Source organism: Lacinutrix jangbogonensis (assembly GCF_000797445.1).
Classification (GTDB): Bacteria; Bacteroidota; Bacteroidia; order Flavobacteriales; family Flavobacteriaceae; genus Lacinutrix; species Lacinutrix jangbogonensis.
Genome location: NZ_JSWF01000040.1, coordinates 1 through 11,750, shown reverse-complemented (window position 1 = coordinate 11,750; position 11,750 = coordinate 1). Strand labels below are relative to the sequence as shown.

Annotated in this window: 11 protein-coding genes; all 11 read right to left on the bottom strand. The window is 30.8% G+C overall.

The features are described from left to right. A partial coding sequence (locus RH82_RS15805) for a transposase (protein ID WP_034062203.1) occupies positions 1 to 589 on the bottom strand: 589 nt, incomplete at its 3' end. Positions 590 to 854: 265 nt separating this feature from the next. Next, positions 855 to 1,718 carry an alpha/beta hydrolase family protein gene (locus RH82_RS15800; RefSeq protein WP_034062202.1) on the bottom strand — a complete coding sequence of 288 codons (864 nt, stop codon included), beginning with the start codon at positions 1,716 to 1,718 and terminating at the stop codon, positions 855 to 857. Positions 1,719 to 1,786: 68 nt separating this feature from the next. Beyond that, a complete protein-coding gene (locus tag RH82_RS15795; RefSeq protein WP_052158387.1) occupies positions 1,787 to 2,299 on the bottom strand; it encodes a Crp/Fnr family transcriptional regulator in 513 nt (170 codons plus the stop codon). 239 nt (positions 2,300 to 2,538) lie between these two features. After that, entirely contained in the window at positions 2,539 to 2,988 is a 450-nt protein-coding gene (locus tag RH82_RS15790; RefSeq protein ID WP_034062201.1) for a hypothetical protein, read from the bottom strand. Positions 2,989 to 3,143: 155 nt separating this feature from the next. Further along, positions 3,144 to 3,785: a hypothetical protein gene (locus RH82_RS15785; RefSeq protein ID WP_034062200.1), complete on the bottom strand. Its 642-nt coding sequence runs from the start codon at positions 3,783 to 3,785 to the stop codon at positions 3,144 to 3,146. A 171-nt stretch (positions 3,786 to 3,956) separates the two neighbouring features. Next, positions 3,957 to 4,514, bottom strand: a complete 558-nt coding sequence (locus tag RH82_RS15780) for a hypothetical protein (RefSeq protein ID WP_156112373.1) — start codon at positions 4,512 to 4,514, stop codon at positions 3,957 to 3,959. Between the two features lie 698 nt (positions 4,515 to 5,212). Further along, positions 5,213 to 7,183: an ATP-binding protein gene (locus tag RH82_RS15775; RefSeq protein ID WP_034062199.1), complete on the bottom strand. Its 1,971-nt coding sequence runs from the start codon at positions 7,181 to 7,183 to the stop codon at positions 5,213 to 5,215. A 1,235-nt stretch (positions 7,184 to 8,418) separates the two neighbouring features. Next, positions 8,419 to 9,294 (bottom strand): hypothetical protein, encoded by an 876-nt coding sequence (locus tag RH82_RS15770; RefSeq protein WP_034062198.1) that lies wholly within the window; start codon positions 9,292 to 9,294, stop codon positions 8,419 to 8,421. A gap of 147 nt (positions 9,295 to 9,441) precedes the next feature. Beyond that, complete coding sequence (locus RH82_RS15765; protein ID WP_162182467.1) at positions 9,442 to 9,993, bottom strand: DUF4386 domain-containing protein; 552 nt, start codon at positions 9,991 to 9,993, stop codon at positions 9,442 to 9,444. 266 nt (positions 9,994 to 10,259) lie between these two features. Continuing rightward, positions 10,260 to 10,718, bottom strand: coding sequence for a hypothetical protein (locus RH82_RS15760; RefSeq protein WP_156112513.1), 459 nt, complete (start codon positions 10,716 to 10,718; stop codon positions 10,260 to 10,262). A gap of 635 nt (positions 10,719 to 11,353) precedes the next feature. After that, positions 11,354 to 11,677: a PH domain-containing protein gene (locus RH82_RS15755; RefSeq protein ID WP_052158386.1), complete on the bottom strand. Its 324-nt coding sequence runs from the start codon at positions 11,675 to 11,677 to the stop codon at positions 11,354 to 11,356. Between the last annotated feature and the right edge of the window lie 73 nt (positions 11,678 to 11,750).

Genomic DNA, 11,750 nt, shown 5'->3' with positions numbered 1-11,750 from the left:
TTTGGCAATTTTTGTTTTCAATCACTTTTTTCTTATCACCATCAGCAGTTTCTAATGCATTACAATATTGAGCAAGCTTCGTTTCTATGTAGGCAATATGTCTATCAATTTTCTTTTGGTTGTAATTGTTTTTCTTGGAGTTTTGTGCTCTAAGTTTGGTTCCATCACCCGCAAGTAAAACACCTCCAATAAGGTCTAGGTTCTTAGCAATATTTACAGTGGCTCTAAACACTTTTTTAATGGATTTTGGATTGTCCCTTCTAAAATTAGAGATGGTATTATGGTCTGGAACAAGTCCTTTTATAAGCCACATCAATTCCACATTTCTAATACATTCCTTTTCTAATGCTCGAGAAGATCTTATTTTATTAAGATAGCCGTAGATGTAAAGTTTTAATAAATCTTTTGGATGAAATGGCGGGCGACCATTTTTATTAAACCGAATATCTTTAAACCCCAAAGCAACAACATCTTGTGAATTTACAAAGGCATCAATAAAGCGTACAGGATTATTTTCTGCTATTAATTGTTCTATTGTTTCGGGAATTAAAACGGCTTGTTTTCTGTTAAAACCTTGAATGTAGCTCATAACTAAAGATACAAATTATCAATGTTTTATACCAATATTTAAGTGCTCAGTTTTTAGACAGTCTGACGTTTAGGCTATGGTTAGTACGGGAATTAAAAGTAGTGAACTTTTGATTAAGCACTTAGCCAAAACTTTTTATTTTGTTTTATCTTTTCTGTTCTAAAGCCAAATCAAAAGATTTGGCGGACTTGGTTAAAAGCTCTAAACTTTGGGTTAAGCACCAAAACCCGTATTAATTATAGCCATTGTTAGCCACTGGCTTTGGTTATTTCGTTGGTAAATGTTTATCTAAAAAATCATAGACAAAATTAAAATGTTCTATAGGTGCTATATGTCCACCATCTAGTTTTATATGTTTGTAATAGTGCTTGAATTTTTTGTTTTCTAATCTTTGAATTAATTGGTCAGACATTTCTGAAGCTGGCCATTGGTCATCTTTTTTACCGGATAATAATAATATAGCCCCGTTAATATTTTCAACTTCAATTTCAGCCTTCTTTGAAGCTTCTTTGTCTTCAAGCATCATCTTATGAGCAGTAAATAAATCTCCTTTTAATGCAGGTCCGATTATTTTCAAAGGTGCTGGCACATATGGAATTTCCTCACCTTTATAAGTCCACGAAGAAGTATTGGCAGACCAAGTAATAGCAGGGAAGGTTACATTTGATGTTGACATTGCTATAACTGCATTAAAATGCTTAAATCTACTAGCTAAATTCAAGACTAATTCTCCGCCTCGAGAGCCTCCAATAAGGGCAATTTTTGATTCATCTATTTTGGGATTTTTGGCAATGTTCATAATAGTGTCCGAAATTGCATCTAACGAAATTCTGTCAAGATTTTTCGGTGTTCCATCAGCATTAAAATATCCGATTGCCAAAATCGCATAGCCTTTTTGAATAAGACTGTCCCTTTTACTTTTCATATGGTCTCTGTGCCAATCAATTCCACCTTCTGCACCACCAAAGGCTACAATTAAAGGCTGATTGTCAGAATCTCCTGAATATAATAGAGTTTCGACAACTCCGTGCTGTTTTGATAAACTTGGGACATAAGTAAATATGTAAATTATTCCTGAAATTAAAGCTAGAGCTAGGATTAATAATATTCTTTTTGTTCTTTTCTTCATTATGAGTTTTAATTTAGAGTTAAAGTTAGTGATTGAGATAATCAGAACTTTTGACTTAAATCAAATAATTACTTTTTAGCCCTTATTCTACTTAATGTCTCTTGAGTTATTCCTAAATAAGATGCAACCATACCTAAAGGAATACGATGATAAATTCCAGAATAAGTTTTTTGAAAATGAATATATTTTTCTTTGGCAGATGTAAATCTTATCGAGGTTATACGTTCCATAAAATGCCCAAAAACAGTTCCCATTGATAAACGAGCGTAACGTTCCATTTCTGGATAATTGTCAAAAAGATACACAAGGTCGTCCACGTTTATAAAATACGCTTCGGTGTTTTCAATTGCATCAATGTAGTAGATGTCTTTTTTCCTTTGCATAAAGCTTTTAGGTGAATTAACCCATTCATTTATTCCAGAAAAATATTCGCTTATTTCTTTTCCATCTTTTATAAAATAGGTTCGTAGAATACCTTTGTTAATGAAATAGCTTTTTTTGGAAATATTGTTTGCATCTAAAACGAGTTCTCCTTTCTGAAATACTATTGGCTTTATTCGTTTTGAAAGCTCAGATTTCAAGTCTTCTGAAAGTTTAATAAACTTTTCAAAGTGGGCGAATATATTTTTTGTTGTTTCGATGTTATTTGATTTGATGACAAGTGTTTTTTTAGCTTGTGGCTAACGTGTTCGTGTATGGCACGTTGTTTTGGTTTAGGACTAAATTAGCAAAAGAAAACGAACCAGAGGGAAATCCGCAGGATTTTCCGAGTACACACAAAGAAAACAATGGGTTATACACGTTGTTGTAGTGCGTTATTCTACACAATGTTATTCGTATATTTTCCGACAGCTTTTAGTTCTGCAATTCCACTTTCTTTTTCAGCTAATACTTTCAATTCTCGGCAAAATATATCAATCGAATTTGGTTCAACTATCAATTCCATTATGAGTTTGTCTTTCTCTTCTTTTCTGTATTCCGTTGCAACATTTTCTTCCATTGTGATTTGTAATCCACATTTGCCAGTCAAACCGATTTTATAAAACTCCATTTCGAAATAAGCATAGCTGTCCTTTTCTCCACAAGAATGAGTCACTTTGTCTTTTCCAAATGGAAATCCGTTAAGTTCATTTACAAATCCAAGTAGAGAATCAGATCCTTCGTAAACTTCTGTAATTCCAGAATATCGTCCATTATTAGCCGTAACTTTTAATTCGAACATATCTTCATCTTTCCAGATAACTTCTAATTTTAAATATCTTTCGTTCATTTTTTTTCTAATGCACTACAACGTGATTGTGTATGATTTCGTTGCGTGTTTAGGTAACTAATTTAGCAAAAGAAAACGAACCAGAGGAAATTCCGAAGGAATTTCCAAGTAGGCTAGAACTAGCAATGAATTATACACGGTGTTGTAAACAGTTTTTATTCACACAAAAGGTTATAGTCTTCTACTAATTCTAATAAATCTTTAGGTTGGTAAAGTTTACTTTCTATAAAGGATACTATATCCTTACAGTCTGAAAAATATTTTTTTGCTTTGTAATTAAAAGATTGAAAACTATTCGGGTCGATTATTAATGTAGCTGTTTTTTCATTTTCTCTTAGCAAAAAGTATTGATTATTATAATCAATAGAAGTTGTTGTTGGTATTGTTGCTTTTGGTATTGACTGAAAATTTTGATCACCAATATTTGTTGTGCTATACTGGGAAACAACTCTATAGTATAAATTTACTTTACCATTTATTATTAATTCCATTAAAACTTTTTTATTTTTTTTAATAGGAACGTATTGATATTCTATGGTGGCAAATTGTTCGTCTCCAAAAATGACTTTATCTAAAGTTTCGCTTCCAAATTTTTCTGTGGATGATTTTCTATTTTTTTTATACTTAAACTTAGTGCTTCCCATTGAAATTAGACCACCAGAATGCATGGGGAATTTAACTAACCCACGAAATGAAGTTCCATCTTTTAAGATAACTTTTGCTGGTGTCCATTCATATTGGGCATTTACATTAGAGAAACAAAAAATTATTAAAATTGTTAGAATATTTTTTATCATTTAGCTTTTTTAAATTGTTTACAACGTGATGTGTATGGTTAGTTGCGTGATTAAGCAACTAAATTAGTAAACAAATACGGACTAGAGAAAATTCCAGCGGAATTTTCCAGATAAGCACTAGCCAAAGCAATTAATTATACACCGTGTTGTGGTGTCGTTTTTTATTTACTTTTAATAGTCAAATTTATAAGAATTAGTTATTTTTCCTTTTGTCCAATTTTTAAATTCAACGTTCACAATTACTTCTTGAGTTCCGTGAATTTTTTCTTTAAAATCAAAGCTTTCACAATATGAAACTCCGTATTTATTTAGGACTTCATCAATTTTATTTTTTTCCAGTTCCGCTTTTTTATTTTCTCTTCTATATTTATTCAACTTAGAGTAAGCAGTTTCCAGAAATGAAAATCCAGCTACAATTATTCCAATTTTCACGTACCATAGGAACAAGCTATGTATATTCCAGTCAGAAAAAAAGTATCCAAGAAGTATTAATAGAAAACCAATAATTATTGTGCCGTAGAAAGTCAAATGTGCGGACTTTTGGTTTCTACGCATTATTTCCAATTCGAGATTAGCAATTTCTAACTTTTCTTGAAATTTTTTATCAAGAGTGATTTTGGAACAAGTGTTATTAAAGTTAGGTTTTTTATTAGTCAACTTACAGGTGATTCCTTTTTCTAGACTAGTCATTTTATTTTCGCATAAATCACAATGTCTTGCTAGATTCATTAAAGTTTTGGTCCAGTTTTAAGTTAGTCTCTCGTTTTCAATGAGTTTTTGGTAAATGCACCACAACGTGTTGTATAAGATTAGTTGCGTATTTAGAACACTAATTTACTAAATAAAACACGAACCAGGAAAGTCTGTTTGGACTTTTGTAAGTAATCAATAACCAAGCAATTAATTTTATACTTTGTTGTGGGCAGGTTTTGAATATATTTTACAGACCATTATAAAAAAGGACTGTCCTTTGTCTATAAACCGAATTTTTTATTCTTAGAAATTCAAGAACCAAAAAAATAAAGCGCTCAGATTTGATTTTACGGAAACTGGCGGATTAGAAATTTCCTTTGTTAAAAAACAAAAATTTAATTACTGATCTAGGGAAAAAGAAACCGACTAAAAAAATATTTATAAAGTTGCTCAACCGCTAGGGAACGACCTTAATAAATAAACCAAAACCTTAGCTAAAATTTTTGTTTTTGTGCGCCAAAAAAGATTGGGTTTTTATACCAGACTTTGGCGGAAATTAAATTTTAAACCCCTTAAATCAAGCTTAAATATTTTAATTGAGTACTTGCCCACAACGTGTTTGTGTATGAGTTGTTGCGTGTTTAAGCGACTAATTTAGTAAATACAAAACCAACTAGAAAATTCGCGAGGATTTTCGTAAGTAAGCTTGCACCAGCAATTAATTATACACGGTGTTATGTGCCGGCTTTTTTCAGTTCATTTGGTAAATATTCGCTGTATTTTGATTTTAAATAATCTAAATTTTGTTGGTTATCCATTAAATTCAAATTCAGCTTGTCTTTTATAAATTCGTATCTAGTTCTAGCTTCATTAAGAATGTGTCCCCAAGTCAAAACGTAAACATCATATAAATCAGTTGCAACTACGTGTCCATATTTTCTGTCGGTTTGGTCTAACTCTGATTCAATGTCTGCTTTTATGTCTTTAGTTACTAAAAGGAATTTCCATTTAGTTTTTTCTTTTGGAAACCTTTTGTCTTTACTGATTCTAGCAGCATAAAGTTTTATTTGCATTAGTTCGTCCACTCCTGCATCAACTTTTGGTTTTTTTAATTCAATTATCAAATTTGTTTTGTGTCCTGGAATTCCTTGTGGAAATTGCCTCCAAAGACAAACATCTGGAATAATTTTTAGTTCAGTATTTGATTCACTAGTTACAATTTCTTCAAAATCTGTTCTACCTAAATGTTTCAAATATTCTTTTAAAACATTTTTGAGTGTAATATCATCAACTCCATAAGTATATTCGTCTCCAAATAACCAAGTTTCGTTAACAAGGATTTTATGTAAATGTTTTCTTTCTAAAACATTTTTATTTAATTCCTTATTATAAATCAATTCTTCCAGTCCATTAATAAAGCGTAATCTGTTTTTAATCTCTGTCATTGTATCTATAATACTTGACAATGAGGTTTCTTCTAAAATCTCAACAAGTTCTTCTCTTTTTTCATCAGGCAATTCAATTACCTCTGTTAAAATTCTTTGAAGAGATGAAGAATCCTTCTCTAATGCTTCTTTGATTAGGGAAAGTGTAAACTTTTTGCTTTTATCATCTTGATTTTCAAAATCTGGTAAGTATTCGTTGACTTGAAGTGCAACAATGTCAAATACTTGTCTTTTGCTTTCCTCTATAATTGAATCCGCATTTTCTTTGTATGGATAAAGACCTTTTGACTTTAATTCATTAATGAATTCTCCAGAATATAAATGAAGTCGTTTTCTAACATATTCACGAGCGAATTTCTTTGCTTCTCCATAAGCACCTTGCAGTATATCATCAAAATTTTCTAAATCTATTAGATTTTCTCTATGTAACTTTTCTACATAAATTGACTGTATAAAAATCGAAATAGGAATTGTTGACCTAATTCCAAGGTTCAATTCTTTGAATGGAACACCTTTGGTGTTACATAAATATGTTTTCTTTTTTATGTCAAAACTCCATTCGATTACTTTAATCACGAATCGATATGATAATTCTCCGTCTTCTACAAGAAAGTCAGTTTCGGCTGTGTTTTTTATTAAAGATTCAAATTCCAGTTTGTTGCCATTAAAGTAAATATTGAAATCATTATAATTTATCCAATAAGAAGCGAACTTTTGTTCTATCTCTTTTCTGAATTTAACATCTAATGCTTGATTTACATTTTCTTGGTTTATGTTTTGAATTTCGACTTTAAAACCAGTTTCTGTATTATCTTTTGGAAGTGTTTTTAAATCACTAAAGTTTGAATGAGATAAATTATTTCGGTCAAAGGTTACTGTAAATTCTTTTAATAATTCTCCATTTTTATAAACGCTAGTGAATTTCACTAAATCTCCTAACGCAAGTGATTTATATCTTCCTTTTCCTTCCTTTCCGTGATAATGTCGTCCATTTGGACTTGTGTTTATTTGTTTCTTTTCTGAACCACCTAATCTACCAAATACATCTTGAGCTTTTGTATATTCAATTCCAAGTCCGTTATCAATAACAATAAGGTTTTCATATCCTCCAAGTTTGTTTTTGACGTATTCGATTTTAATTTCTGTTGAGTCGGCATCAAGAGAATTCCATATAAGTTCAGAAATTGCAGTTATTCCATTCGCTCTCGTTAAAGACTCGATATGATCTTGCTCAACTCCAATATCAATTATTTTTGGCATATTCTATGTTTTTTTTAGCTTGCACATAACGTGTTGTATAAGATTAGTTGCGTATTTAGAACACTAATTTACTAAATAAAACACGAACCAAGAAAGTCTGTTTGGACTTTCGTAAGTAATCAATAACCAAGCAATTAATTTTATACTTTGTTGTGGGCAGGTTTTGACTATATTTTACAGACCATTATAAAAAAGGACTGTCCTTTGTCTAGAAACCGAATTTTTTATTTTTTGAAATTCAAGAACCAAAAAAATAAAGCGCTCAGATTTGATTTTACGGAAACTGGCGGATTAGAAATTTCCTTTGTTAAAAAACAAAAATTTAATTACTGATCTATAAAAAAAGAAACCGACTAAAAAAATATTTATAAAGTTGCTCAACCGTTAGGGAACGACCTTAATAAATAAACCAAAACCTTAGCTAAAATTTTTGTTTTTGTGCGCCAAAAAAAATTGGGTTTTTATACCAGACTTTGGCGGAAATTAAATTTTAAACCCCTTAAATCAAGCTTAAATATTTTAATTGAGTACTTGCCCACAACGTTTAAATAAAAACAGTGCGGGATTTTACAAACACGAAATATCGTATAAAAACCAGAACTAAGCCAGCACAACATTTTTTGGGTAATTTAAATAATCCCGTGCAACAAATGTTTTGCTGGCGGATTAAAAACACAAAACTTTAAATTTTACCTAAACCCCGTATTGATTTTATTTTTTGTTACCGCGCGTTTTAATTTAGTTTTCCTTTCGTTTTCAGTTTGTTGGCGTCAAATTTTCACGCTTCGGAAACATAAGTTTTTCATTCAGTTTTTCCGACAAACAAACGCAACGTTTTGATAAACACTTTTTAAGCAACTTGTTTTACAAATCCAATTTTCACAAAGGTTTTCAAAGTCAAACGTTGCTATTGCAAAGTGTTTTAAATTCCAACGCAACGTAGACGTAATTGGCAAGATTCCAGCGTAATTAAAACACCGCTATTTTTAAATTTCAGCTTTGAGGTTATTGGTTTTTCTCTTTTGGAATGCGCGGTAACGTTTAGTATAAGAAACGTAGGGCAGTTAAAAAGCACTTTCGTTTCGGTTTATTACTTAGCTAAATATAAATATTTTGCTTTTATTTTTTTTCTTAAACGCCAAATTTTATATTTAGCGGACTTCATTAATACTCACAGAAATTTCGGTTTAGCACAAACGCCCTATGTTTTTTATACATTGTTGTAAGCCGTTTTTTTAATTCAGTTCTATTTGTTCAAAATTCTTTTTACTCAACATTTCCTTAAATTCATTTCTGTTAAGACTTTTGTTGGTTCGATAATGCCAATGATGATAACCAAATTCAATGTTATAATATTCTCTGGTTTGTTCAAATCCGATTTCAATTATTTTTCCGATAAACTCGTTAAATACAGATTCATCTTTCGTGTGTAATTGAATTTTTTTATGCTCATCCAAAGTGAGATTTGTTTCTCCTTTTTTCGAATGAACCACAATGTCAATAAATCCGTTTTTTAAAGTTGATTCATCATTTGACTTTAAGAATTCGATTATATTTTCTTTTGAGATTAAATCTTTTCCTGCGTGCAATTCAGTTTGTTCATTTTCCCAATGGTCACGAATATAAATCCAAAATCCATTTGTATCAGGTAAAAATTCAATTGCTTTAAAATACGTCTCTATAAGTCGGGAATTATCTGCAACAAGTTCAAATTCAAATATTCCGTTGTCATTTTTACCATAAGCAACAAAACATTCTTTAATTAAATCCGTTTCGAATTCGTTTTCATCAGTTCCAAATGCGATTCCGATTGGTGGTGTGAATTCAATTTCTTCTTTTTTTAATTCGTAAGTATTTATGGTAGAAAGCATAAAAGCATCTGAACTCATTTCTATTGCATTTTCTGGCAATTCAAAATTTTCTAAATTATCTAATCTGCAAGTTTCAATTAATTCAGGTTTTATTACATCTTCTCTTTCTGCTGTATTAATTGCTTTAGATAAACAATCTCCACAATGAGTTCCGTAAGTATAGAAGGTTGAATAAACTCCTGTTTTATCGTCTAAAGTTCCTTGTAATAGGAAGTACCAAAATTCTCGATTTTCACTCATTTTTATTGGTCTGTTCAAATGGCTTACAACGGTTTGTGTATGATTTGTGCGATTGTCAATCTGCAGGATTTTCAGTTGTAGCAAATCAGATGATTAAAGATATAAATTTAAATTGAAGTAGGAGTATAGCATTAATTATACACGGTGTTAGCAGGTCGTTATTTTTCCACCTTTTATAATTAGCCAAATAGCAAAATATATTTCCCATAAGCCTCCAAGTCCTAATAAATACATACTCCATTCTTTTCCAAATAACTCCATTAAAAAACCAAATGTAAAAACAGCGTATCCTATCATTCCCCAAATTGCTAACCATTTTGGTATGATTTTATGTTCAAGTAATATAAAACACATTGGAATACTTCCAATTCCTAATACAATCATTGCAAGGAAATATCCATAATCTAAAGAAACGTTTACAGTTGGGATTATATTTAGAACTACACTTGCAAGAGCTATTGCTTCAAATACTCTTGAAAAAAGATAAATATTTCCTACCAAAACATTGTGTTTTTGTAATGTCTTTCTTAAGAATATTCCAATTAATAAAACGATAATTGAGTTTGCTATAATTAGTAAAGCACCAGTATATTTTTCAGTAAGTGTTTCACTTTCAAATATATTTCGTCCAATCCCATAAAGTAGAAATGCTAAAAGAAAGAAAGAGCCAATAGTTCTCGCTTTTTGGATTTTTTTCAAAGAACTAATCTGTTCCATATTTATTTTATTTTGGTCGTTGTTGGTTAATGCCTGCTAACGCTTTGTATATGAGCAGTGCGGATGAAAAATGGCTATTGCCATTCGGTTGAGCACAAGCTGATTTTTACAAATTCCGCTTTTTATTTTTTGTTTGTATCAAAAGTCGGATTTGTAAAAATTCGGCGACTTCCAAATATACCCTAACTTTTAATTAAGCAACAACTCCCGCATTGATTATATACTTTGTTGCCACACGTATTTCTGCGCTATCTATTCAATTCTATTATTAAAATCATAACTCCGAAAATTGTAAAAATCGGTATTAAACCTTGTGCGAAGCTGAATATAAAGTCAGCACCAGTTATTCTTCTTTTCGAATCATATTTGTTGGTAAATCCGCTTATTGGCCTTCCTCCAATCATACTTGAGGCAGATGTGATAATCGGTTTCATCCCTTTCCATTTTACAAACAAATTCAGGAATAATTTGAAGTACGCCACATAAATAATTCCAATTGACATTACCAACAAAGTCATTCCATTCTCTAAATCAAAAATGTTGAATAATTCCAATAACACGCCAATAATAAAACAAATCCCACTCGAAAATAGTGCTTTTGAGTAAATTTTCGGGTTCATCAAGTCATCTTGAAAAGAGAATATAATTCCGCCAACTAAAAACGAAATTCCGAAACAGATATATTTTAATATTTCTAAATTGTCCAATTCAATCAGTTTTTGTTATATGTGTGGCAACGTGTTGTATAAGATTAGTTGCGTATTTAGAACACTAATTTACTAAATAAAACACGAACCAGGAAAGTCTGTTTGGACTTTTGTAAGTAATCAATAACCAAGCAATTAATTTTATACTTTGTTGTGGGCAGGTTTTGAATATATTTTACAGACCATTATAAAAAAGGACTGTCCTTTGTCTATAAACCGAATTTTTTATTCTTAGAAATTCAAGAACCAAAAAAATAAAGCGCTCAGATTTGATTTTACGGAAACTGGCGGATTAGAAATTTCCTTTGTTAAAAAACAAAAATTTAATTACTGATCTAGGGAAAAAGAAACCGACTAAAAAAATATTTATAAAGTTGCTCAACCGCTAGGGAACGACCTTAATAAATAAACCAAAACCTTAGCTAAAATTTTTGTTTTTGTGCGCCAAAAAAGATTGGGTTTTTATACCAGACTTTGGCGGAAATTAAATTTTAAACCCCTTAAATCAAGCTTAAATATTTTAATTGAGTACTTGCCCACAACGTGTTGTATAAGATTAGTTGCGGGTTTTGTATGCGAGGATTTTCCGAAGGAAAATCAGACGTTACAAACACGCAACGACCTTTGATTAAGCACTAAGCCGCAATTATTTTTATACGGTGTTGCCGTCTGGCTTTCTGCGTTCTGATTCTCAGTTCACTGTTATTTTTTATATCATTATTTAATTCCAAAATTTTTCTAACGAACGTGTCATTTGTAATTGGACTAATATAAATTTCGTCATATTTTCCGTATTTAATTATCAATCCATTTTTAGCGGTCGCTGGTTTCATTCCTGACCACATCGTTTTGCCTTTTATTATTTCGCGTATTTGTTCGAGTTCAATTTTTCCGTGAAATGGTCCGCTTTTATATTTCAATTCCGATTGAGTGATTTCGTATTCAGTTCCGAAAAACAACCACAAGAGTAATCCGGTAACAAGTACAATAAAATATCAGTCCATATAAATTCATACTTACCTTCAAAAAATA

Bases quoted from the DNA above. Each gene is read 5' to 3' on its own strand.
- RH82_RS15800 (WP_034062202.1), bottom strand. From the start codon at position 1,718: ATGAAGAAAAGAACAAAAAGAATATTATTAATCCTAGCTCTAGCTTTA.
- RH82_RS15790 (WP_034062201.1), bottom strand. From the start codon at position 2,988: ATGAACGAAAGATATTTAAAATTAGAAGTTATCTGGAAAGATGAAGAT.
- RH82_RS15785 (WP_034062200.1), bottom strand. From the start codon at position 3,785: ATGATAAAAAATATTCTAACAATTTTAATAATTTTTTGTTTCTCTAAT.
- RH82_RS15780 (WP_156112373.1), bottom strand. From the start codon at position 4,514: ATGAATCTAGCAAGACATTGTGATTTATGCGAAAATAAAATGACTAGT.
- RH82_RS15775 (WP_034062199.1), bottom strand. From the start codon at position 7,183: ATGCCAAAAATAATTGATATTGGAGTTGAGCAAGATCATATCGAGTCT.
- RH82_RS15770 (WP_034062198.1), bottom strand. From the start codon at position 9,294: ATGAGTGAAAATCGAGAATTTTGGTACTTCCTATTACAAGGAACTTTA.